Raw genomic sequence first — 23,064 nt, forward strand, 5'->3', positions numbered from 1 at the left:
TCGCCGGCGCGGGGTCAGCCCTTCTTCTCGCTGCTCCCGGCCAGCGTGCCGAGGTACAGCTCGATCACCTTCGGGTCGTTCAGCAGGTCCCGGCCGCCCGCGGTGTAGGCGGACCGGCCCTGGTCCAGGACGTAGCCGCGGTCGCAGATCTGCAGGCACCGGCGAGCGTTCTGCTCGACCATGATGACCGAGACCCCTGCGGCGTTGATCCGCTTGCAGCGGACGAACACCTCGTCCTGCAGCATCGGCGAGAGGCCCGCCGACGGCTCGTCAAGGAGCAGGACCGACGGTTCCATCATCAGCGCCCGGCCCATGGCGACCATCTGCCGCTCGCCGCCGGACAGCGAACCGGCCTTGGTCTTCCGGCGCTGCCCCAGCATCGGGAACAGGTCGGCGACCACGTCGAAGCGCTTGGCGAACGTCCGGGGCCGAAGGAACACCCCCATCTCCATGTTCTCCTCGATCGAGAGCGAGGGGAACACGTTGTCCCGCTGGGGCACGTAGCCGAGCCCCTTGGTGACCAGGACGTGCGCCTTGGCGCCGGTGATGTCGCCGTCGCGCAGCGAGATCCGGCCGCTGCGCACCGGGATCAGCCCGAACATCGCCTTGAGCAGTGTCGACTTCCCGGCACCGTTCGGGCCGATGATGCCGACGATCTCGCCGTCGCGGAGGAAGAAGTCGCTGCTGTTGAGGATGTCGACGCCCGGCACGTAGCCCGCGACGAGCTCGTCGACGCGCAGCAGCGCGCCCTCGGCCAGGCTGCGGTGGACCTCGGGGGTCGCCGCGGCCTCCGCATCGTGCACCCGCGGGTTGTCCGTCATGTGCGCTTCCCCTCGTCGGACGGCCGGGCCACCGGTTCCCCCGGTGCGCGGCCGTGCTCGGCGGCGTCGATCTCCTCGGCCTCCATCTCGGCGACCAGCTCGGCGGTCTCGCCGACCGGGTTGCCGTCGGCGTCGAACTCCAGCACCTGGTCGTGGTGCGCGCCGAGGTAGGCGTCGACCACCGCCTGGTTCGACGACAGCTCCTCCGGCGGCCCCTCGGCGATCACCTGGCCCTGGGCCATCACCACGACCCAGTCGGAGATGTCGCGGATGACGTCCATGTCGTGCTCGACGAACACCACGCTCATGCCCTCGTCGCGTAGCGACTTCACGTGGCCCAGCAGGCTCTGGGTGAGCGCCGGGTTCACCCCGGCCATCGGCTCGTCGAGCATGACGACCTTCGGGTCCATCATGAGCGCCCTGGCCATCTCGAGCAGCTTGCGCTGCCCGCCGGACAGCGAACCGGCCAGGTCCTCGGACTTCGCGTCGAGCCGGAACCGGGACAGCAGCTCCCGGGCCCGCTCGGTGATCTGCCGCTCCTGCGAGCCCCACCCGGTGAACAGCGCGCCGAGGAAGCTCTCGCCGCGCTGGCCGGTGGCGCCCAGACGCATGTTCTCCATGACCGTCATGCCGGCCAGCGCCTTGGTCAGCTGGAAGGTGCGTACGACCCCGCGGCGTGCCACCCGGTGCGGGGGCAGCTTCTGCAGCGGGGTGCCGTCGTACACCCAGGACCCGGTGTCGGCCCGGTCGAAGCCGGTGAGCAGGTTGAACAGGGTCGTCTTCCCGGCACCGCTCGGGCCGATCAGCCCGGTGATGGCGCCGCGCTGGAACTCCAGGTGCCCGACGTCGACGGCGGTGAGCCCGCCGAACGTGCGGGTCACCCCGTCCACGGTCAGCACCGCGTCCGGCTTCGCGACGCCCGGCTCCGGTGCGACCCCGGCGAGGGCCCGGGCCGGGTCGGTGCCCGCGGTGCGCGCACCGCCCGCGGGTACCACCGGGATCTCCCGGGTCTCCTGGTCGTCACGGACGACCTCGATCTCCCGGGTGCCGTCGATGTCGTCCGGGTCGTGGCCACGGTCATCGGCCATCGTTGAGCACCTCCCTCCGGCGTCCGAAGATGCCCTGTGGTCGGAACACCATCATGAGTCCCAGGAACAGGCCGACGAGCACGAAGCGGATCGCCCCGACGTCCTGGGAGGAGATGAACGGCAGCAGGGGGTTGTCCCCCGCGGTGGCCTGGCGCAGGAACGCGTCGGCCGTCGAGAGCAGGAACCAGAACACCATCGCGCCGACCACCGGCCCGAAGACCCGCCCGGCGCCGCCCAGGATGAGCGCGGCGTAGGCGAAGAAGGTCTGCGGCGGGGAGTAGAAGTCCGGCGTGAGGGACTGCGTCGCCAGCGCGAAGACGATGCCGCCGAGTGCGCCGAACACACCGCCCAGCGACAGCGCCTGCATCTTGTAGGCGAAGACGTTCTTGCCCAGCGCCCGCGCCGCGTCCTCGTCCTCGCGGATCGCCTTGAGCACCCGGCCCCACGGGCTGCGCACGAGCAGCCAGGTGAGCAGCACGCAGAGCGCGACCACGGTCCAGCCCATGACGATCGCCCAGAGGTCCGGCCCGCGGACCTCCAGCCCGAGCAGCGAGTAGGTGGGCTGGGTGAACGGGTTCGCCGCGGCGAACGTGTCGGCGAAGCCGGTGAGGCCCTGGGTGCCGCCGGTGAACCCGGTCTGCGACGTCGACCGGGTGATCAGGCGCAGGATCTCCGACGCCGCGATGGTCACGATGGCCAGGTAGTCCGCGCGCAGCCGCAGCGTCGGGATGCCCAGCACCAGTGCCAGCGCGACGCCGCACGCCATGCCGATGATCACGCCCAGCCAGAGCGGGGCGCCGAAGTTCGCCACCGAGATGCCCATGCCGTAGGCGCCGACCAGCGCGAAGCCGATCTGGCCGAAGTTGAGCAGGCCGGTGTAGCCGAAGTGGATGTTCAGGCCGAGTGCCAGCAGCGCGAAGAAGATGGCCGACGGGCCGATCAGCTGCGAGAACCCGACGGTCAGGAGTTGCCCGATGTCGATCACGTGCGCCCCCTCAACCGATCCGGGCCTTGGACCCGAGCAGGCCCTGCGGACGGAACACCAGGATCACGATCAGCACCGCCAGGCCGCCGAGGTACTTGAGGTCGAGCGGGAGCACGAGGGTGGACAGCTGCACCAGGATGCCGACGATCAGGCAGCCGAGGAGCGCGCCGTAGGCGGTGCCGAGCCCGCCCAGGATGACTCCGGCGAACATCAGCAGCAGCAGCCGGAAGCCCATCTCGTACTGCACCGTGCTGGAGAGCTCCGACAGCGCGAACAGCACACCGCCGAGGGTGGCCAGCGCACCGCCGAGCATCCAGACGAACAGCACCACGCGGTCGACGTTGATCCCGGACGACGCGGCGAGGTCCCGGTTGTCCGAGACCGCGCGCATGGCCTTGCCGATCCGGGTCCGCTGCAGCAGCAGCGCGACCCCGAGCAGCACGGCGACCGCGATGACGATCGCCGACAGGTCCTTGTCGGTGAGCGCGATCGGGCCGTAGTTGCGCACGGTCTGCGCGGTGTAGTCGGCGAAGGACTCCGACCGGCCGCCGAAGAAGATCAGCACCAGGTAGCGCAGCGCGATCGAGAGGCCGATCGAGACCACGAGCTGGGCGATCAGCCCGGCTCCCCGGCGCCGCAGGCGGCGCCAGATCCCGAGCTCGTTGGCCGCCCCGAGCAGCGCTCCGATCAGCATCGCGATGATCGTCGCGGGGATCAGGTGGACCCCGCCCATCACGTTGACGTACCAGGCGATGACCGCGCCGATGGTGACCATCTCGCCGTGCGCGAAGTTCGTGAGCCCGGTCGTCCCGAAGATCAGGGACAGGCCGACCGCGGAGATGCCGATCACGAGCCCGAACCGGATGCCGTCCACGAGCAGCCGCAGGAAGGTCGCGAACCCGCCGGTGGCGGAGCCGGAGACCTCCTCGCCGAACCGGAAGACGACCGTGTTCAGCGAGCCGTCGGTGACCTCGCGGGTGGTCTCGCCCTGCAGCACCTCGGTGCCGGGCGGGAGCGAGGTCTCGTCGAGCCGGAACGTGTAGCTGCCGGCCGCGGGGACGGTGAGCTGCCAGCGGCCGTTCGCCTGCGACGTGGCCTCGGCGGCCGGTGCGCCGTCGCGCTCGGCGACGATCTTCACGTTCGCGAGCGGCTGGCCGTTCTGGTCACGGAGCGTGCCGCTGACGTCGATGCCGTCCGGCTGCTGTGCCGGTGCCACGACGGCCGGTGCGGCCGGGGCGCCGGCGGGCGCCGGAAGGGTCGCGGCGATCGCGGTGCCGGAGAGCGTGATCGTGCCGATCAGCGCGATCATCAGCCCGATCAGCCAGCGGAGCGCTGCCGGGGTCGGAGACCGCCGTGGGACGCCGGCGCGGACGGTACCCGCGTATCCGGCGCCACCATGGAGCGGTGTGCGGGGTGGTGACAACGTTCGACCGTCCTCGTGGGGCGTCGGACGACCACCCGGGTGGGTGATCGGGGCGAACGTAGCCGAGGAACGGACTGGTACGAACGTCCCGAACCAGGCCGTAGCCGAGACGTAACGCGGCAGTACCGGAGCGCGACGATCAGTGCACGAGCGGTTGTGTGTCGCGGTGCAGACAGGTCAGTTTCGCGGTGCAGACGCGGCGCCCGTCGTCGTCGAGCAGGACGATCTCCGAGGTCGACGTCGTCCGTCCCCGGTGGATCGGCCGCGCGGTCCCGGTGACGTGTCCCGAGGTCGCCGACCGGTGGTGGGTGCAGGCCAGCTCCAGCCCGACCGGAACCGCTCGGGCAGCGCCCCGAGCGCCGCCAGCACCGACCCGAGGGTCTCGGCGAGCACCGCGCTGGCCCCGCCGTGCAGCAGGCCGTACGGCTGCCGGTTCCCGGCGACCGGCATCCGGCCCACGACCTCGTCGGCGGTCGCGCTCAGCAGCTCGATGCCCAGCCGGTCGGTGAGCTGCTCGGCGGAGTGCTCCGGCGACATCGCGGGGAGCTGGTCGAGATCGATCGGCACGCCGCGACCCTACGGCCACGGAGTGCACGCCCGCGGCGCGGCGGTGGTGACGATCGCAACGCTGTGCCCGCCCGGCCGCGGGTCTAGCGTTGCGCCGCACAAAACACTGCCGGCAGGTGACGGCGAGGGAGCTGCGGATGCGTGCGATGGGACGACGCCAGATGTTGCGCTCGGCGATGGGTGGCGGGCTGGCGCTGGTGGGGGCGGGCGTCGCGGGCACGGCCTGCTCGACCGGGGCCGCCCCGGCCGCGCCACCGCCCGCCGCGCCACCGCCCCCGCCGGAGGGCATGCCGGACGCCGCGGAGGCGCTGCGCCGGCTCGAGGACGGCAACCGGCGCTGGCGGGAGCTGCACCCGGAGCACCCGCACGAGGGGGACGAGGTGCGGGCCCGCCTGGTGAGCGGCCAGCACCCGTTCGCCACGGTGCTCTGCTGCGTCGACTCCCGGGTGCCGCCGGAGCTCGTCTACGACCAGGGGCTCGGCGACCTGCTCATCGTCCGGACGGCCGGGCAGGTCCTCGACGACGCGGTGTACGGCAGCCTCCAGTTCGGCCGGGCCGAGCTGGGGATCCCGCTGATCGTGGTCCTCGGCCACACCTCCTGCGGCGCGGTCGCGGCCGCGGTGGACGCGACGGCGGCGGGGGAGGCGTCGCGGCCGGAGGGGCACACCTCGGCTACCTCGTCGACGCGATCGCACCGGCGCTGCAGGCCTCCGGGACGCGGGAGGAGCGGCTCGCCGCCGGGGTGGACGAGAACGTCCGGCGGATCGTGGCCGACCTGCGCGCCGAGCCCGACCTGACCGGTGGTGGCCCGGCCCAGGTGCCGACGGTCGTCGGCGCCCGCTACGACCTGACCACCGGCGGTGTCGACCGGATCGTCTGAGCCACGCCCGGCGGGGCCCGGGGCGCGGCGCTCGACACATCGCGGGGTGCGCACTTGCCGGTTCCGCCCGACTTTCGGGATCTTGAAAGCGGACACCGCACCCGAGTGGAGAGAGTGGTTCATGGCGAACGACAGCAGGCCGACCGCGGCGCAGGTCTGGGCGGGGTTGCTCGAGGGCAACGAGCGCTGGCAGCGCGACGACTGCCGGGGCCCGCACCGCACCTCCGCCGACCGCGCGTCCGCGGTGGCCGGGCAGGCGCCCGTCGCGATGGTCCTGTCCTGCGCGGACTCGCGGGTCCCGACCGAGCTGCTGTTCGACGTCGGTCTCGGTGACCTGTTCGTCGTCCGGACGGCGGGTCAGGTCGTCGACGACGCGGTGCGCGGCACCCTCGCCTACGGGGCGGGTGCGCTCGGGATCGAGCTGCTGGTGGTGCTCGGCCACTCGCACTGCGGTGCGGTGAAGGCCGCGCTGTCGGTGGCGGCCGGCGGACCCAGCCCGGAGCCCGCCCCGCTGGGCGGCCTGGTCGGCGCCATCACCGCGGTGTGCGGGACCGGCGGGGACGGGACGGACCAGGAGACGGTGGCCGCCGCGGTGGACGCGAACGTCCGGCGCGAGGTCGAGCAGCTGAGCACCGAACCGGCCCTGGCCAGTCTCGTCGGGGACGGCCGGCTGACGGTCCGTGGTGCCCGCTACGACCTGGAGACCGGCGCCGTCGTCGAACTCTGACCGGGGCCCCCGCGGGTCAGCGGGGCCGGTGGGTCACGAAGATCGCGGTGCCGGGGAACAGCTCCCCCCGCAGCGGGGACCACTGGCCCCACACCCGCTCGTGGCCCTCCGGCCACTCCGGCTCGACGACGTCGGTCAGCACCAGGCCGGCCGCGACCACGTCGCGGACCCGGTCACCGACCGTGCGGTGGTGCTCCACGTAGGTCGCCCGGCCGCCGGCGTCGACCTCCAGGTACGGCGTCCGGTCGAAGTAGGACTGGACGACGGTGAGCCCGTCCGGCCCGGGGTCGTCCGGGAACATCCAGCGCATCGGGTGGTTCACCGCGAACACCCACCGGCCGCCGGGGCGGAGCACCCGGTGGACCTCGCGCATCACGCGTCCCGGGTCGGCGACGAACGGGATGGCGCCGAACGCCGAGCAGGCGAGGTCGAACGTCGCGTCCCCGAACGGCAGGTGCTCGGCCCCGGCCTGGACCAGCGGCACGTCGATCCCGAGCGACCGGTTCAGCCGGGCGGCGTGCCGCAGCATCCCGCCGGAGACGTCGAGCGCGACCGGGCGGGCCCCGCGGCGGGCCAGCCAGCGGCTGCACGGGGCCGACCCGGCACCGATCTCGAGCACCCGCAGCCCGGCCAGGCCGGACGCGGGGCCCAGCAGCTCCGCCTCGTCCTCGTGCAGGTTCTCCGGGCACCAGACGAACGCCTCGTCGCCGATGTCGGCGCCGTGCTCGGCCAGGTAGTCGTCGGCGTCGGCGTCCCACCACCGGCGCCCGGCGGACTCGGACTCGGCGCTGGAGACCCGGCGCCGGGCGACCCCGGACGTGCCGACGGCCGCCTCGGCCGAGAAGTACTCGTCGCGGCTGCTCATGGCCGTCCGATCCTCATCACCCGATCGTCGCAGCGCGGGCGGCTGCCGGATCGACGGACCCGCATTGCCCGGGTGTTTCGCAGCCGCGTACCATCCTTTTCGCACCGTGGTCAACGTGTCGGCCGACCGCGCGGCGCCACTCCAGCGCCGGTTCGCGGGCGTCCGTTGCACCGACATCCCGACCACGGGAATCGACGCCAGAGGGTGACTGTTACTCGGAACATCACACAGTCACAGCTACACGCACCAGAACCGGCGAGCGTTGCTGCAGCAGCGGGACCCGGACCGACCACGCCAGAGCCATCCATCGGAGCACCCCACTACATGTCCACCGACACCACCGCCGCCCCGACCACGCCGCAGGTCGCTATCAACGACATCGGGTCGGAGGAGGACTTCCTCGCAGCCATCGACCTGACGATCAAGTACTTCAACGATGGCGACATCGTCGAGGGCACCATCGTCAAGGTCGACCGTGACGAGGTCCTGCTCGACATCGGCTACAAGACCGAGGGCGTCATCCCCTCGCGGGAGCTGTCGATCAAGCACGACGTCGACCCCGCCGAGGTCGTCGAGGTCGGCGAGTTCGTCGAGGCCCTCGTCCTCCAGAAGGAGGACAAGGAAGGCCGCCTGATCCTGTCCAAGAAGCGCGCGCAGTACGAGCGCGCCTGGGGCACGATCGAGGCCCTCAAGGAGGCCGACGAGCCGGTCGAGGGCACCGTCATCGAGGTCGTCAAGGGCGGCCTCATCCTGGACATCGGGCTCCGGGGCTTCCTGCCGGCCTCGCTGGTCGAGATGCGCCGCGTCCGCGATCTGCAGCCGTACGTCGGCCGCAAGATCGAGGCCAAGATCATCGAGCTGGACAAGAACCGCAACAACGTGGTCCTGTCCCGCCGCGCCTGGCTGGAGCAGACCCAGTCCGAGGTCCGCAGCGAGTTCCTCAACCAGCTGCAGCGCGGTCAGGTCCGCAAGGGCGTCGTCTCCTCGGTGGTCAACTTCGGCGCGTTCGTCGACCTGGGCGGGGTCGACGGCCTGGTGCACGTCTCCGAGCTGTCCTGGAAGCACATCGACCACCCCTCCGAGGTCGTCGAGGTCGGCCAGGAGGTCACCGTCGAGGTCCTCGACGTGGACCTGGACCGCGAGCGCGTCTCCCTGTCGCTGAAGGCGACCCAGGAGGACCCGTGGCGGCTCTACGCCCGGACCCACGCGATCGGCCAGATCGTGCCGGGCAAGGTCACCAAGCTCGTCCCGTTCGGTGCGTTCGTCCGCGTCGAGGAGGGCATCGAGGGCCTGGTCCACATCTCCGAGCTGGCCGAGCGCCACGTCGAGGTGCCGGAGCAGGTCGTCCAGGTCGGCGACGACGCCATGGTCAAGGTCATCGACATCGACCTCGACCGCCGGCGGATCTCGCTATCGCTGAAGCAGGCCAACGAGGGCATGACGGTCGACACCGAGTTCGACCCGACGCGCTACGGCATGGCCGCTGAGTACGACGACCAGGGGAACTACATCTACCCCGAGGGCTTCGACGTCGACTCCGGCGACTGGAAGGAAGGCTACGACGAGGCCCGCGCCGCCTGGGAGAAGCAGTACGCCGAGGCGCACGCCCGCTTCGAGCAGCACATCGGGCAGATCCGCAAGGCCGCCGAGGCCGAGGCGGAGGGTGGCGACGACATCGCGCCGGCCAACTACTCCTCGGGTGGCGGTGAGGAGCGCTCCTCCAGCGCCGGCACCAGCACCGGTGGTGGCCAGGCCGAGTCGGGCGGCTCGCTCGCGAGCGACGAGCAGCTCGCCGCGCTGCGGGAGAAGCTCTCCGGCGGAGCCTGATCCGCACCCGGTCCTCGTGGACCGGTAGATACCACACCGGACCCCGGTGACCCTCACGGTCACCGGGGTCCGGTGCGTTCCGGGTCGTTCTTCGTCCCTTCGGGACGTCGCCCGGCGTGTCGGAGTGGACACACCGGGTCGAGATCACGGTTCGGCACCGGTCGACACCCGTACCGGTGGCGTAGCGGAAGTCGATCTCCGCGGCGGCTTAGCATGATGCACATGACCGGCCGATCCGTCCGCCGGACGCGATCCGGTACGTCCGCGCAGTCCACCCGTCGCACCCGCCGTGGGCGGGTGGCGCTCCTTGCGGGCGCCCTGCTGGCGACCGTCGTCCTGGCCGGGTGCGGGACCGCCTCCGGAGACCCCGGGATCGCGGTGCCGACGTTCTCCGCGGAGCAGTCCGGTGCCGCGGGCGCGGGCGCGGAGCCCGTCCCGATCGCGCTGCCGACCGACTGCGGGCGGCTGATGGACCCCGAGCAGGCCGGGGCGTTGTTCGGGCAGATCGTCGGCACGGTGTCGGTGCAGTCGGTGCGCGGGGTCCCCGAGCCGGCGGTCAACCGCACGGAGCGGACCGCGTGCACCTACCGGGCGGGCGGCCAGGAGCAGGCGTTCGGCGCGCGGAACAACGGGCCGGTCCTCTACCAGCTCAACATCGGGCGCTACGGCGACACCGCGTCGGCGACCCGCCAGTGGCAGCTCAACGCCAACGCGGAGCGCGGGGACGCGACGGCGTCCCGCGACATCACCGTGGGCACCGCGCCCGGCGTGCTGATCGAACGGCCGGACGAGACCACGCTCGCGATGGTCTACGGGGTGGACACGCTGACGTTCGTGCTCCCGGTCTCGGCGCCCGGCCAGAACCGGTCGGCGGCCGAGACGCTGCCCGACCTGGCCCAGCGGATCATCCCGGCGCTCACCCCGACCCAGCCCCCGTCGGCGCGGCCGCCGGCGGTACCCGCGCCCTAGCGTCCGGTCGGGCGCCGGGCCGGGGCGAGAACGCCCGGTTACCGTGGCCGGGTGCTGCGGACAGGGTTGACCGGAGGAATAGGGGCGGGCAAGTCGACCATCGCCCGCCGTCTCGTCGAACGCGGGGCGGTGCTGGTCGACTCCGACCGGATCGCCCGCGAGGTGGTGGCGCGCGGCACCGGGGGACTGGCCGCGGTCGTGGCGGAGTTCGGCGACGAGGTCGTCGGCCCGGACGGCGAGCTGGACCGTCCGGCACTGGCCGCGGTCGTGTTCGGGGACCCGGCGGCCCGGCGGCGGCTGGACGGGATCGTGCACCCGCTGGTCCGCGCCCGGTCGGACGAGCTCGTCGCGGCCGCTCCGCCGGACGCGATCGTCGTGCAGGACGTGCCGCTGCTCGTGGAGGGCGGGATGGCGCCGGCGTTCCCGATCGTCGTCGTGGTCGGGGTGGACGAGCCGGAACGGGTCCGGCGCCTGGTGGCCACCCGCGGGATGAGCGAGGCCGACGCCAGGGCCCGGATCGCCGCCCAGGCGACCGACGCGCAGCGCCGGGCCGCCGCCGACGTCTGGCTCGACAACTCCGGTGACGAGAGCACCGCCCTGCGGCGGGCGGACGGGTTGTGGGAGTCCCGGCTGGTGCCGTTCGAGGAGAACCTCCGGGCCCGCCGGCCGGCCGCCCCCGTCGCACCGGTCCTGGTGCCGTGGGACCCGGCCTGGCCGGGCCAGGCCCGGCGGTTGGCGGACCGGGTGGCGACGGCCGCCGGCTGGCTCGGTCACGGGGTGGAGCACGTCGGCTCGACCGCGGTCCCCGGCCTGCCCGCCCGGGACGAGATCGACCTCCAGCTGGCCGTCGGATCGCGGGCCGATGCCGAAGCCGTCGCCGGTGCGCTCGCCGACGTCGGGCTCCCGCCGGACCCGGCTGCGGTGGCGGACGGCGCGGGCACGGTGGGCGTGCACCGGTCGGCCGACCCGGGACGTGCCGCGACCGTCCTGCTCCGCGTCCTCGACTCCGCCGCCTGGCGGTACGCACTCGACTTCCGGGACCGGATGCAGGCCGACGTCCGGGCCCGTGACGGCTACGTCGAGCGGAAGCACGCCGGTGCCGCCCTGTACGCCGCCGACCCGGACACCCTGCGCTACACCGCGCATCTCGCAGCGTGGCGGGGCGACCCGAAGGAGTGACGATGTGACCGTTGTGTGACGCAGTCCGTCACGAACAGGTCGTGATCCGCCCGTTTCCTGTAACGGTGTCGGCTCGTTGGTCGATCAGGCGGGGGAGAGCGTCGACGCGCGGGCTCCGCCGAGCAGCGGCGGTCGTCCGCCGGTCGGACCGGACACGGCACCCGGCCGGGGGGTACCCGGGTACGGCGACGAGAGGACACGGGGTTGAGCACGGTGGCGCAGCGATACGGGGCGGACGGCGACCACGCCGGGCCCGTGCGCGCGTCCGGCCTCACTCGTCCGGACGAGTACGGGCCGGACCCGTACGGATCGGGCCACGGCTCGTGGACCGGCGCCGACGGGTGGGACGCCGGGGCGGGCGACGGACCGTGGACCGGTGGCCAGGAGGCGCCCCCGATCAGCGGCGCGATGGTGCAACAGCACCGGACGCTGCCGCACGGCGAGCTCCGCGCGGACTTCGGCGCGCACCTCGAGGCGTACTACCCGCGGCTCGTCGCCCAGCTCTACGCGATCACGCTGAACCCGCAGGAAGCCCACGACGTCGTGCAGGACGCCTACTCCAGGGCCTGGCGCCGCTGGTCCACGCTGCGCGCCGCCGACCCGGGGCCGGATGCGGAGGACCCGGCCGTCGGCTGGGTCCGCCGGGTCGCCCTCCGCACGTCGATGCGGCACCGCTTCTTCCGGCGCCGCCGTCGTCCGGCCGCGGAGGAGACGGACCCGCGCACCGGTGCCCTGCTGGAGGCGCTGGGCCGGCTGGTCGCGGCGGACCGCAGGGCGGTCGTGTTGCACCACATGGCGGGGCTGCCGGTCCGGGCCGTCGCCGACCTGGAGAGCGCGAGCGAGCACGACGTCCGGCGCAGGCTGGCCCGGGGGCGCGAGATCGTCACCGAGGGCATGGCCGAGGTGCTGGAGGAGATCATCGGGGCCCCTGAGCCCCGTGGCAGGGACGGCGGGTACCCGCACGCCGTCGAGGGGGGACGGGCATGAGCGGCTTCGGGGACATCGACCGGGAGTTCCACCGGCTCGACGACGTGCTGGCGGCCGCGGTGCCGCTGCCGCCGATCGACGAGGTGATCGCCCGTGCCGCGGGTGCCCGGCGGGCGACCTCCGCCGCGGCCGCCGCGGTGCTCACGGTCGGGTCGCTGGGCGGTCTGACCGCCGTGGCGACCGCGGCGGCGCCGGACGGTTCGTTCGTCGGGGCGCCGTTCGCCATCGCGTCGCCGCAGACCTCGGCGCCGACGCCGGAGCCGGTCCCCGCGGCCGCCCCGGGCTCGGCCGAGTCCGCGGACCCGACCCTGCCGCCCGCGTTCGACCCGACGACGGCGGCCTCCGAGGGCAGCCGGGTGGGCGGCGCGCCGGCCCCCGGCCCGGCCCCGGTCCTCCCGCCCGCGCCGCCGCCCCCGCCGGCCGGTGGTGGGCAGGTCCCGCCACCGCCGCCGGCCGCCGACCCGACGCGGCCGACGACCCCGCCGGACGACGGCGGCGACGACGAGCCGACCCGGCCCCGGCCGCCGGAGGGCGACCCGGACCCGACGACGACGCGGCCGCCGCAGCCCACCGAGGACCCGACGCCGACCGAGGACCCCACCCCGACCGAGGACCCGACGACCCCGCCGCCGTCGACGTCGCACGGCGAGGGCACGCCGGACCCGACCGAGACCTCGACCTCGAACTCGGCGGCCCCGACGACGACCCGGACCTCCGACACCACGGACCCGGGTACCACGAGCCCGACGTCGGAGACCAGCGAGACCTCCTCGTCGTCGTCCACCAGCGCGGTCGGGCTCGGCCCGGCCGGGCACCCCGCGGTCTGACCGCTCCCGCCCCGGCCGTGACCGGCCGGGGTCAGGGCGCCGCGGGCGCGACCGGGCGGCTGCGCGGGCCCAGCTCGATCCCGTGCGCGGCGAGCCAGGCCTCGTGGTCGTGGCCGTGCCGGGCGAGGCCGTCGAGCACGGCGTGCGACCGCTCCAGGGCGTACTCGGCGAGGCCGGGGGCCAGCAGGCCCTCGGCGACGGCGGCGACGAACTCGTCGACGTCGAGCACCTCGGTCTCCCGCCCGCGGCGGACGACGAGATCGAGGTAGAGGTCGGTCATCCGGATCAGCCTGCCGTCCCGGGTGAACGAGGCGATGTCGAGGTACATGTCCTGGTCCCGCTCGTGGCCGGGGTGCCACCGCCAGTCGGACAGGCAGACCCCGAGGTCCGGGACCACCCAGGACTCCACCCACCACGCGCCGGGCCGGGCGACGATCGGCCGGGACAGGTAGAGCCCCCACTCCTCCTCCCGGAGGGTCTCGATCTCGCGGCGGACACCCTTGGTGTCGAACTGGGCGCGGGACTCGGGATCGAAGGTCTGGATCTTCGGTGGGTGCACGACGAGCATCCTGCCGGTGCCCGGCGGCGCGGCGCGAGGCCGCCGGGGCGCCGCCGAGGTGAGACTGTCGGGGGTCGCTCGTACCCTGGGGTCATGGCATTCGCGACCGAGGTCCCGGGCTCCGCGGCGAGACCCACGGCGAACCCCGAGGACGACGCGCACGCGCACCCGGACGCGGGCACCACCCCCACCGGCACCCCGCTGGCCCACTCCGAGCACCGTCCGGTCGGCGAGGTCGAGCGCCGCAGCGGGCGGTTCGAGGTCGTCAGCGAGCACCGCCCGGCCGGTGACCAGCCGACCGCCATCGCCGATCTGGACCGGCGGCTGCGCGGCGGCGAGGAGGACATCGTCCTCATGGGCGCCACCGGTACCGGAAAGTCGGCCACCACGGCGTGGCTGATCGAGCAGCAGCAGCGGCCGACGCTGGTGATGGCCCCGAACAAGACGCTGGCCGCGCAGCTGGCGAACGAGCTGCGGGAGATGCTGCCGCACAACGCCGTCGAGTACTTCGTGTCGTACTACGACTACTACCAGCCCGAGGCGTACATCGCGCAGACCGACACCTACATCGAGAAGGACAGCTCGGTCAACGACGACGTCGAGCGGCTGCGCCACTCGGCGACGATGAACCTGCTGTCCCGGCGTGACGTCGTGGTGGTCGCCTCGGTGTCGTGCATCTACGGCCTGGGCACGCCGCAGTCCTACCTCGACCGGTCGGTGTCGCTGCAGGTCGGGGAGGAGGTCGAGCGCGACCGCCTGCTCCGGCTGCTGGTCGACGTGCAGTACACGCGCAACGACGTGTCCTTCACCCGTGGCACCTTCCGGGTCCGCGGGGACACGGTGGAGATCATCCCGGCGTACCAGGAGCTCGCGCTGCGGATCGAGTTCTTCGGCGACGAGATCGAGGCGCTCTACCACCTCAACCCGCTGACCGGTGACACGGTCGAGCAGGTCGACGAGATCCGGATCTTCCCTGCCACCCACTACGTGGCGGGGCCGGACCGGATGGAACGCGCCGTGCGCGACATCGAGTCCGAGCTGGAGACCCGGCTGGAGCAGCTGGAGAACCAGGGCAAGCTGCTGGAGGCCCAGCGGCTGCGCATGCGGACCCAGTACGACATCGAGATGATCCGCCAGGTCGGGTTCTGCTCCGGGATCGAGAACTACTCCCGGCACATCGACGGCCGCGGCGCCGGCACCGCCCCGGCCACCCTCATCGACTACTTCCCGGACGACTTCCTGCTGGTCATCGACGAGTCGCACGTGACGGTCCCGCAGATCGGCGGCATGTACGAGGGCGACATGTCGCGCAAGCGCAACCTGGTGGAGTTCGGCTTCCGGTTGCCGTCCGCCGTGGACAACCGGCCGTTGACCTGGGAGGAGTTCGCCGACCGCATCGGGCAGACGGTGTACCTGTCGGCGACCCCGGGGCCCTACGAGCTGAACCGCACCGGCGGCGAGTTCGTCGAGCAGGTCATCCGGCCGACCGGCCTGGTCGACCCCGAGGTCGTCGTGAAGCCGACGAAGGGCCAGATCGACGACCTGGTCGCCGAGATCCGCGACCGCACCGAGCGCGACGAGCGGGTCCTGGTCACCACGCTGACCAAGAAGATGGCCGAGGACCTCACCGACTACCTGCTCGAGCTGGGCATCAAGGTCCGGTACCTGCACTCCGAGGTCGACACCCTGCGCCGGGTCGAGCTGCTGCGGCAGCTGCGCTCCGGGGAGTACGACGTGCTGGTCGGGATCAACCTGCTCCGTGAGGGACTCGACCTGCCCGAGGTGTCGCTGGTCGCGATCCTCGACGCGGACAAGGAGGGCTTCCTGCGCTCCGGCACGTCGCTGATCCAGACGATCGGCCGGGCCGCCCGCAACGTGTCCGGCCAGGTCCACATGTACGCCGACCGGATCACCGACTCCATGCGGTACGCCATCGACGAGACCGATCGGCGCCGGGCCAAGCAGGTCGCCTACAACACCGAGCACGGCATCGACCCGCAGCCACTGCGCAAGAAGATCGCCGACATCCTCGACCAGGTCTACCGCGAGGCCGAGGACACCGAGACCGTCCCGGTCGGCGGCTCCGGGCGCAACGCCTCGCGCGGCAAGCGTGCTGCGGGGGAGCCGGGCCGGGCCGCTGCCGCGGGCAGCTCCGGCGTGCCCGCCCGGGACACGGCGGGCATGCCGCGTGCCGAGCTCGCCGACCTCATCCAGCAGATGAGCGACCAGATGCTGACCGCGGCCCGCGACCTGCAGTTCGAGCTGGCCGCGCGGCTGCGCGACGAGATCTCCGACCTGAAGAAGGAGCTGCGGGGGATGGACGCGGCCGGGGTGAAGTAGCCGGGGCCGGGACCGCTACCGTGGTCCTCCGTTTCCACCACCCGGCCGTCCCAAGTTCTGCGGGACCGGCCCTGCGCGCAGCGGAGGAGCCCGCGTGACCGTCGCCCGCACCACGCCCGACCCGGATGTGCCCGCCGTGCCCGCTGCGGGGTGGGCCGCACCGGTGTCCCGGCTGCGCGCGGCGGCCCTGTCGTGGATCTCGCTGTGCGTCACGGTGCCGCTGCTCGTGGTGTCGCTGTTCTGGTCCTGGACCCGGCTCGGCAACTACGCGCTGGACCTCGACATCTACCGGATCGGCGTCGAGGTGTGGCTGGCCGGCGGGGACATGTACGGCGTGCTGCCCGCCCCGATGAACGGGCCGCTGCTGCCGTTCATCTACCCGCCGTTCGCCGCGATCACCATGGTGCCGCTCGCCGCTGTGCCCTATCCGGTGGCGTTCACCGTCCAGTTCGTCGCGTCGCTGGTGTCGCTCGCGATCTGCATCGCGCTGGCGATCCGGATCGCCTGGCCGGCCGGCGGCCGGCGGGCCCCGCTGGTCCTGGGGGTCCCGGTGCTGGCCGCGACGCTGTTGATCGAGCCGGTCGCGCAGACCTACGCGTTCGGCCAGATCAACCTGGTCCTGATGATGCTGGTGGCCGTCGACTGCCTGGCCCCGCGGACCCGCTGGCCCCGGGGCCTGCTGCTCGGGCTCGCGGCGGCGATCAAGCTGACGCCGGGCGGCATGATCCTCTTCTTCCTGGTGCGCCGGGACTGGAAGGCGGCCGGGGTGGCCGTCGCCACCGGGATCGTCGCCACCGGGATCGGCTTCCTCGTCGACGTCGACTCCTCGGTCCGGTACTGGTTCGTCGGTGGGCCCGCGGCCGGGGTGAGCGGCTCGACGTTCTTCTCGAACGAGACCGTGCAGGCGGTGCTGGCCCGGCAGGAGGTGCCGGAACCCTGGTTCACGGTGCTGTGGCTGGGCATCGTCGCCGGGCTGCTCGCTCTGGCCGTCCCGGTGATCCGGCGGACCGAGCCGGTGATCGCGATGTCGGCGACGGCCGCGGTCGTGCTGATGGCGACGCCGACGGCCTGGTCGCACCACTGGGTGTGGGTGGTGCCGGCGCTCATCGGGTTCTGCGCCCACGCGCTGCGCCACCGGTCCGCGGTGTGGCTGCTGGTCGCCGCCGTGTTCGCGGCGATCTTCTACGTCGCGCCGTTCCGCTGGATGCCGAACGTGTGGGGCGTCGAGGTGAAGTGGAGCCTGTGGGAGCAGGTGCTCGGCGCGAGCTACGTGCTCCCGGCCGCCCTCGCGCTGGGGCTCGGCTGCTGGTACGTGACCCGTGGTCCGGGGCGGCCCGGCGGGCCGCAGGCCCCGGAACCGGACCTGCTCCGCGTCGGGCGCTGACCCCGGGCCTGCCGTGGTCCGGGCCCGTCCGGGCGGGCCCGGACGGCTCAGCTCGTGATGTCCTTGCGGGTGAACCGCCAGGCCGCCAGCGCGAGGAAGACCGTCGCGTAGCAGACCGCGGAGAAGGCGCCGTAGGTCATCTCGGCCCAGTCGACGTCCCGCGACAGCAGGGACGACCAGGCGTCGCCGTAGTGGGTCGGGAGCACGTTCCGGATCGCCCCCAGGTCGTCGATCTGGTCGATGATCTGGGAGACGATCGACGCCATGACCGTCCCGCCGACCGCACCGAGCGGTGCGTCGGTGCTCACCGACAGCAGCAGGGCCAGCCCGGCGACCCAGCTCAGCTGCACGGTCACGTAGCAGGCGCCGAGGAGTACCCGGCCCACCGCCGACCAGAACGGCAGCGACTCACCCACCGGCGAGACCAGGTCACCGGTCCCGTAGGCGACCGAGCCGACCACGAGCGCGGCCACCGGGAGCAGGAGCAGCGCCGCGGCCGACAGCGCCGCGGCGATGATCGCCTTCTGCCGCAGGAGGCGGGCCCGCGGCACCGGTACGGCGAGCAGGTAGCGCAGCGACGACCAGGACGCCTCGGACGCGACGGTGTCGCCGAAGAACAACGCCACGAGCACGACGAGCAGGAAGCTCGCCGAGGCGAACAGGGTGAACACCGCGAAGTTCGTCGCCGAGACCGACGCCAGGTCCACCAGACTCGGCCCGCTGGCCGCGCCGTCGTCGTCTCCGCCACCCAGGGAGAACGCGGCCCACAGGATGATCGGCATGGCCACGACCAGCGCGAACACCACCTGGGTGCGACGCCGTCGCAGCTGGCGGGCCAGCTCGGTGCGCAGCGGCAGCGTGCGGCCGGGGACGGCGGGTGGCGCCGCGCCGCCGTCGACGAGATCGCCGACGTGCCCGCGGCGGGTCGACAGCTGCCGTTCGTCGCCGCTGCTCACGAGCCACTCCCCACATCACGGCCCTCGGGGCCGACCAGTTCCAGGAACGCGTCCTCCAGCCGCCCGCGCGGCCCGGCCGCGCTGACCGCGATGCCGGCGCCGACGAGCGCGGCGACGGCGTCGGCCCGGGCGACGTCCTCCAGGTGCGCGTGCACCACCCCGGGCTCGTCACCGACGACGATCTCGCTGACGCCCTCGATCCCGGCGAGCACCGTCGCGGCCGCCGCGGTGGCGTCCACCGTGAACGACGAGCCGCCACCGGACGCGGTGAGCTCCGCGACGGTGCCGGCGGCGACGACCGTCCCGCGGTGCATCACGACGACGTCGGTGCAGGTCTGCTCCACCTCCGACAGCAGGTGGCTGGAGACCAGCACGGTCCGTCCGCCCGAGGCGTAGCGCCGCAGCAGCTCGCGCATGGCGTGGATCTGGGGCGGGTCGAGCCCGTTGGTGGGCTCGTCGAGGATCAGCAGCTCCGGCAGGCCCAGCATCGCCTGGGCGATCGCCAGCCGCTGCCGCATGCCCTGGGAGTAGGTGCCGACCCGGCGGTGCACCGAGTCACCGAGGCCGGCGATCTCCAGGGTCTCGTCCATACGGGCCTGCCCGATCGGGCGGCCGGTCGCCTCCCAGTACAGCCGCAGGTTCTCCGCGCCCGACAGGTGCGGCAGGAACCCGGGGCCCTCGACGAAGGCGCCGATCCGGGAGAGTACGGCCGCCCCGGGCCGGATCGGCCGCCCGAACGCGCGCATCTCGCCCGACGTCGGCGCGATCATGCCGAGCAGCATCCGCAGCACCGTCGTCTTGCCGGCCCCGTTCGGGCCGAGCAGCCCCAGCACGGCGCCTCGCGGCACGGTGAGCGACACGTCGGACACGGCACGGAAGCCGTTGCGGTAGGTCTTGGCCAGGCCGGTGACCTGCAGCGGCGGCGTATCGTCCGGCCCGGGGCCGGTGGTCTCGGCGGGATTCCCGGGGTCGGCCCGGCGGGCCCTGGCCCGCAGTACCAGCCATGCGGCCAGCGCCGCGACCAGCACCCCGCCGATGCCGAGCACCGGCCACAGCGGGACGGTCCCCGCGGACTCGGTGCGCCCGGGCACCTGCGGGACCGACAGCGTGCCGCCGTCGCCGAGGCCCACCCGCCAGACGGCCGGATCGGTGCCGGACGCGTACGCCTGGTCGGTCGTCGCGAGCTGCACCTCCAGCCGGCTGCCCGCCGTCACCGGGGCGACGACGCCGGGCAGCGTCACCCGGACCGTGGCCGGGCTGCCGTCGGCGGGGACGGCGACCCGCAACGGGGCCACCGCGTTGCCGAGCAGGGTGCTGCGGCCCTCCGGGGACCGGGCGGTGGCCGAGGCGAACAGCACCGCCGTCTCGGGCGCCTGCTGCCCGGGCACCCGCGAGATCTGCGCGGTGACCTGCGGTGCCCCGGACGGCTGCAACGCCTCGGCGACCGGCTCGGAGACGAACCGGGCGGACTGGCCGGGCGCCGCGAGTGCGGACAGCGAACCGAGCGAGCCGAGCGCGGATCCGAGACCCGGCAGCGAGGTCACCGTGGCCGGGTTGCCGCCCGGCGGGTGCGCGACGATCTGCTCGTCCCCGGCGAGCGGGACCGCGACCGACGGCACCGGCGCACCGGTGAGCCCGGGATAGCCGTCGGCGAGCACGGTCCGGCCGGTGGGGGTGTCGCCGCGGGTGCGGACGGTGCTGCGGACCTGGTAGGCGAACGGTGCCTCGGCCAGGGCGCCGCTGACGCCGTCGGCGGCCGGCAGCCCGCGCAGGTGCCGGTCGAACCAGTCGCCGATCCGGTCCCGCACACCGGAGTCCGGTGCGGATCCGTCGTGGCCGCCGGCGAACCACAGGACCGAGACCGGGGTGCCGTGCGCGGCGATCTGCCGGGCGTTCGCGTCGGCCTGGTCGAGCCCGAACAGGGTGTCCTGCTCGCCCTGGACCAGCAGCGTCGGGGCGGTGATGCGGTCGGTCACCGTGGCGGGGGAGGAGCGGCGCAGCAGGGCGTCCAGCTCGGGTGATGCGCGGCCGCTGCGCGCGGCCTCGGTGTAGGCGGCGCAGACGTCCGGGGCGAAGCGCCCGCAGGTCACCTGCCCCCCGCCGGGAGCGGGCGCACCGTCGGCGGCGCCCGGTCCGGTGGCACCGGGGGTGTCCGGGCCCGTGGTGCCCGGCCCGGAGGCTCCGCCCGGGCCCGCCGCGGCCGCCCCGGTCCCACCCGGGTGACCGCTGCCGGAGGCCCCCGCAGCGCCGTCCGGGCCACCGCCCGAGGTGTCCGTACCGCCCGCGGACCCGTCGTCGCTGCCGCCGGTCCCGTCGTCGGCCGTCCCGGAGCCCGGGGCGCCCGATCCCTGGCCCGCGGCGGCGCCCGCGTCGCCCCCGCCGGCGACCTCGCCGCCGGAGCCGAAGAAGACCCCGGCCCAACCGCTCTTGAACACCCCGTCCGGGGCGCCCGCACCGGCCGCCGGGGTGCCGGGCAGCTCCGTGCCGGCAGGGACGGCGTTGTTGGGGAACAGCGACTGCCCGAGGTCGTTCCAGGTGATCACCGGTGCGATGGCGTCGATGCGGTCGTCCCGGCCGGCCAGTGACAGCGTCAGGCCGCCGCCGTAGGAGCCACCGGTCACCCCGACCCTGGGGTCGCCGTCGGCGTCGCGCTGGACGTCCGGCCGGGCGGCGAGCCGGTCGACCAGCCGGGACGCGTCGGCGACCTCGCGGTCCGGGTCGTTGAGCCCGATGGTGCCGCCGGAGCCGCCTAACCCGCGGGCGGTCCAGGTCTGCACGACGTAGCCGCGGGCGGCGAGCTCGCGGGCGTCCCGGTCGACGGAGCGCTTGGACCCGCCGAAGCCGTGCGCGACGAGCACCGCGGGCGCGGGGTCGGCGGCGGCCGAGGCCGGGACGTAGAGCGACGTGTCGAGATCGACGGTCCCCGGGGCACCGCCGCCGGCGGGTACCGCGACCCGTTCCTCGGTGACCGCGACGGACCCGCCGTCGTCACCGGTCGCGGCGACCGCGACGGGGGCGGTGCCGAGCAGGAGACCGGCGGACAGGAGGGCGACCAGCGGTCCGGTGCGGCCACGGGACCCGGGTAGGACGTGCACACCACCGAAACTACGCAGATCCCCGCACCGTCGCCGCCACCCCACCCTCCCCTCGCCCCGGCCGCCACCCCGCCCACCTCGGGCCCGGACGTCGCAGCACGCGGTCGGACCCCGCAGCGGTCGCAGGATCTGCGAGGTCGGAGGAGGCTCTGCGACGTCCGTCAGGATGCGAGCGAAGCGGCAAACCGGACGTAACGGTTACTCGTTCGGGTGATACCGGGTGCTGTGAGTCACCTCGTCTCGCCACACAACGGTGCAGGGAGGACACTTCACGCGAACCGCAGGGGAGTATCCCGATCGCGGTGGTGTCGTCAGCACGGTCCCGCCGGGAGCATCGTCCCGTGCCGGACCCGGCACCATCGGCCACGCCAGACGTTCCGGCGTCGTGGCGGGAGAGACCTCGGGGCCATCGATGCTGCCCTGGTCTGGAGGAATACGTGAACGTCCCCCTGTGGGTCTGGCTGGTCACGATCGCGGCGTTCGTCGTGGTGATCGGTGCCGACCTCTGGTTGAACGACCACAAGCCGCACGCCGTCACCCTCGGCGAGGTCACCCGCTGGGTGGCGTTCTACGTGGCGCTCGCCGTCGCGTTCGGGATCGGTCTCTGGTTCGTCGTCGGCGGCACCTTCGCGGGTGAGTTCTTCGCCGGCTACCTCACCGAGTACTCGTTGTCGGTCGACAACCTGTTCGTCTTCCTCATCATCATGTCGGCGTTCAAGGTGCCGGTCATCCACCAGCACCGGGTGCTGCTGGTCGGGATCGTCATCGCGCTGCTCATGCGCAGCATCTTCATCGCGGCCGGCGCCGCGGTGATCAACGAGTTCAGCTGGGTCTTCTACCTGTTCGCCGCGTTCCTGGTCTACACCGCGGTCTCGCTGGTGAAGCAGGCCGCCGGGGGCGACGACGAGGAGTGGGAGGAGGGCAGGCTGCTGCGCTGGGTGCGCAAGGCCTTCCCGGTCACCGACGACTACCACGGCGCCAAGACCACGGTGAAGATCGACGGCAAGCGCTGGCTGACCCCGATGCTGATCGTCATGATCGCGATCGGCGTCACCGACATCATGTTCGCGCTCGACTCGATCCCGGCGATCTTCGGCCTGACCCAGGAGGCCTACCTCGTCTTCACCGCGAACGCGTTCGCGCTGATGGGGCTGCGCCAGCTGTACTTCCTGCTCGGTGGCCTGCTGAACAAGCTGGTCTTCCTGTCCTACGGCCTCGCCGTGCTGCTGGCGTTCATCGGCGTCAAGCTCGCCCTGCACGCCATGCACGAGAACGACCTGCCGTTCCTCAACGGCGGGCAGCCGCTCCCGGTGCCCGAGATCGGGATCGGGCTGTCGCTGAGCGTCATCATCGGCGTGCTCGCGATCACGACGATCGCCAGCCTGGTCGCGGTGCGGATCAAGCCGGAGCTGGCCGAGCAGAGCAGCGCCATCACCGCGCCGCCGCTGGCCAGGACCAAGGAGGAGGCCGCGCGGATCGTGGCCGAGGACGAGAAGGCCGACCACCACGTGGCGAAGCCCGACGAGGAGCACGCGACGGGCCGGTCCGGCGAGTAGCGCCTAGGGCGTGTCTCCCAGATAGGCGG

Annotated in this window: 18 protein-coding genes and 1 pseudogene; 10 read left to right on the forward strand and 9 right to left on the reverse strand. The window is 73.3% G+C overall.

The features are described from left to right. Positions 1–14: 14 nt before the first annotated feature. The 5 genes and pseudogenes from AFB00_RS23450 to AFB00_RS23470 form a co-directional block, all read right to left on the reverse strand. Positions 15–821, reverse strand: coding sequence for an ABC transporter ATP-binding protein (locus AFB00_RS23450; RefSeq protein WP_068798992.1), 807 nt, complete (start codon positions 819–821; stop codon positions 15–17). Then, positions 818–1,909: an ABC transporter ATP-binding protein gene (locus AFB00_RS23455; RefSeq protein WP_083275782.1), complete on the reverse strand. Its 1,092-nt coding sequence runs from the start codon at positions 1,907–1,909 to the stop codon at positions 818–820. The genes AFB00_RS23450 and AFB00_RS23455 overlap by 4 nt, the downstream gene beginning before the upstream one ends. Then, positions 1,899–2,894, reverse strand: coding sequence for a branched-chain amino acid ABC transporter permease (locus AFB00_RS23460; RefSeq protein ID WP_197519636.1), 996 nt, complete (start codon positions 2,892–2,894; stop codon positions 1,899–1,901). The genes AFB00_RS23455 and AFB00_RS23460 overlap by 11 nt, the downstream gene beginning before the upstream one ends. A gap of 10 nt (positions 2,895–2,904) precedes the next feature. Further along, positions 2,905–4,203, reverse strand: a complete 1,299-nt coding sequence (locus tag AFB00_RS23465; RefSeq protein ID WP_068798993.1) for a branched-chain amino acid ABC transporter permease — start codon at positions 4,201–4,203, stop codon at positions 2,905–2,907. Between the two features lie 253 nt (positions 4,204–4,456). Continuing rightward, positions 4,457–4,854: pseudogene (locus AFB00_RS23470) on the reverse strand (PaaI family thioesterase). Positions 4,855–5,030: 176 nt separating this feature from the next. On the opposite strand from AFB00_RS23470, the gene AFB00_RS23475 reads away from it, so the two are divergent. Together AFB00_RS23475 and AFB00_RS23480 are read left to right on the forward strand one after the other, a co-directional pair. Continuing rightward, entirely contained in the window at positions 5,031–5,681 is a 651-nt protein-coding gene (locus AFB00_RS23475; protein ID WP_197519637.1) for a carbonic anhydrase, read from the forward strand. Between the two features lie 204 nt (positions 5,682–5,885). Further along, positions 5,886–6,491, forward strand: coding sequence for a carbonic anhydrase (locus AFB00_RS23480; protein ID WP_068798994.1), 606 nt, complete (start codon positions 5,886–5,888; stop codon positions 6,489–6,491). A 16-nt stretch (positions 6,492–6,507) separates the two neighbouring features. Here AFB00_RS23480 and AFB00_RS23485 read toward each other — a convergent pair whose 3' ends face one another. Further along, entirely contained in the window at positions 6,508–7,356 is an 849-nt protein-coding gene (locus tag AFB00_RS23485) for a class I SAM-dependent methyltransferase (RefSeq protein ID WP_068798995.1), read from the reverse strand. 324 nt (positions 7,357–7,680) lie between these two features. Between AFB00_RS23485 and rpsA the strand changes: the two genes are divergently transcribed. From rpsA to AFB00_RS23510, 5 genes are all read left to right on the forward strand, one after another. Continuing rightward, the gene (rpsA, locus tag AFB00_RS23490; RefSeq protein ID WP_068798996.1) at positions 7,681–9,183 is read left to right on the forward strand and encodes a 30S ribosomal protein S1; all 1,503 of its coding nucleotides are present in this window, start codon (positions 7,681–7,683) and stop codon (positions 9,181–9,183) included. Positions 9,184–9,405: 222 nt separating this feature from the next. Beyond that, on the forward strand, positions 9,406–10,152 hold the full coding sequence (locus tag AFB00_RS23495) for a hypothetical protein (RefSeq protein WP_156819697.1): 747 nt from the start codon (positions 9,406–9,408) through the stop codon (positions 10,150–10,152). Positions 10,153–10,203: 51 nt separating this feature from the next. Beyond that, positions 10,204–11,331 (forward strand): dephospho-CoA kinase, encoded by a 1,128-nt coding sequence (coaE, locus tag AFB00_RS23500; protein ID WP_083275783.1) that lies wholly within the window; start codon positions 10,204–10,206, stop codon positions 11,329–11,331. 213 nt (positions 11,332–11,544) lie between these two features. Next, the gene (locus tag AFB00_RS23505; protein ID WP_068798998.1) at positions 11,545–12,318 is read left to right on the forward strand and encodes an RNA polymerase sigma factor; all 774 of its coding nucleotides are present in this window, start codon (positions 11,545–11,547) and stop codon (positions 12,316–12,318) included. Continuing rightward, positions 12,315–13,145 (forward strand): hypothetical protein, encoded by an 831-nt coding sequence (locus AFB00_RS23510; RefSeq protein WP_068798999.1) that lies wholly within the window; start codon positions 12,315–12,317, stop codon positions 13,143–13,145. Before AFB00_RS23505 ends, AFB00_RS23510 begins: the two co-directional genes overlap by 4 nt. Before the next feature lie 31 nt (positions 13,146–13,176). On the opposite strand, the gene AFB00_RS23515 is transcribed toward AFB00_RS23510, so the two are convergent. Further along, complete coding sequence (locus tag AFB00_RS23515) at positions 13,177–13,704, reverse strand: DUF402 domain-containing protein (RefSeq protein WP_442965826.1); 528 nt, start codon at positions 13,702–13,704, stop codon at positions 13,177–13,179. Positions 13,705–13,797: 93 nt separating this feature from the next. On the opposite strand from AFB00_RS23515, the gene uvrB reads away from it, so the two are divergent. Both uvrB and AFB00_RS23525 read left to right on the forward strand, forming a co-directional pair. Continuing rightward, a complete protein-coding gene (uvrB, locus tag AFB00_RS23520; protein ID WP_197519638.1) occupies positions 13,798–16,044 on the forward strand; it encodes an excinuclease ABC subunit UvrB in 2,247 nt (748 codons plus the stop codon). A 94-nt stretch (positions 16,045–16,138) separates the two neighbouring features. Next, entirely contained in the window at positions 16,139–17,428 is a 1,290-nt protein-coding gene (locus tag AFB00_RS23525) for a glycosyltransferase 87 family protein (protein ID WP_068799001.1), read from the forward strand. A gap of 47 nt (positions 17,429–17,475) precedes the next feature. Here the strand turns inward: AFB00_RS23525 and AFB00_RS23530 are convergent, their stop codons facing one another. Beyond that, positions 17,476–18,384, reverse strand: a complete 909-nt coding sequence (locus AFB00_RS23530) for an ABC transporter permease (protein ID WP_068799002.1) — start codon at positions 18,382–18,384, stop codon at positions 17,476–17,478. Beyond that, complete coding sequence (locus AFB00_RS23535; protein WP_068799003.1) at positions 18,381–21,479, reverse strand: ABC transporter ATP-binding protein; 3,099 nt, start codon at positions 21,477–21,479, stop codon at positions 18,381–18,383. The genes AFB00_RS23530 and AFB00_RS23535 overlap by 4 nt, the downstream gene beginning before the upstream one ends. Positions 21,480–21,916: 437 nt before the next feature. Here AFB00_RS23535 and AFB00_RS23540 point away from each other — a divergent pair, with 437 nt between their 5' ends. Beyond that, positions 21,917–23,035, forward strand: coding sequence for a TerC family protein (locus AFB00_RS23540; protein ID WP_068799004.1), 1,119 nt, complete (start codon positions 21,917–21,919; stop codon positions 23,033–23,035). Positions 23,036–23,064 lie beyond the last annotated feature (29 nt).

It is taken from the genome of Pseudonocardia sp. HH130630-07, from assembly GCF_001698125.1.
Classification (GTDB): Bacteria; Actinomycetota; Actinomycetes; order Mycobacteriales; family Pseudonocardiaceae; genus Pseudonocardia.

What these genes read in the sequence shown, in the direction of transcription:
- AFB00_RS23450 (WP_068798992.1), bottom strand. Translation starts at nt 821, where the DNA reads ATGACGGACAACCCGCGGGTGCACGATGCGGAGGCCGCGGCGACCCCC.
- AFB00_RS23455 (WP_083275782.1), bottom strand. Translation starts at nt 1,909, where the DNA reads ATGGCCGATGACCGTGGCCACGACCCGGACGACATCGACGGCACCCGG.
- AFB00_RS23465 (WP_068798993.1), bottom strand. Translation starts at nt 4,203, where the DNA reads ATGATCGCGCTGATCGGCACGATCACGCTCTCCGGCACCGCGATCGCC.
- AFB00_RS23475 (WP_197519637.1), top strand. Translation starts at nt 5,031, where the DNA reads ATGGGACGACGCCAGATGTTGCGCTCGGCGATGGGTGGCGGGCTGGCG.
- AFB00_RS23480 (WP_068798994.1), top strand. Translation starts at nt 5,886, where the DNA reads ATGGCGAACGACAGCAGGCCGACCGCGGCGCAGGTCTGGGCGGGGTTG.
- AFB00_RS23485 (WP_068798995.1), bottom strand. Translation starts at nt 7,356, where the DNA reads ATGAGCAGCCGCGACGAGTACTTCTCGGCCGAGGCGGCCGTCGGCACG.
- rpsA (WP_068798996.1), top strand. Translation starts at nt 7,681, where the DNA reads ATGTCCACCGACACCACCGCCGCCCCGACCACGCCGCAGGTCGCTATC.
- AFB00_RS23495 (WP_156819697.1), top strand. Translation starts at nt 9,406, where the DNA reads ATGACCGGCCGATCCGTCCGCCGGACGCGATCCGGTACGTCCGCGCAG.
- AFB00_RS23510 (WP_068798999.1), top strand. Translation starts at nt 12,315, where the DNA reads ATGAGCGGCTTCGGGGACATCGACCGGGAGTTCCACCGGCTCGACGAC.
- uvrB (WP_197519638.1), top strand. Translation starts at nt 13,798, where the DNA reads ATGGCATTCGCGACCGAGGTCCCGGGCTCCGCGGCGAGACCCACGGCG.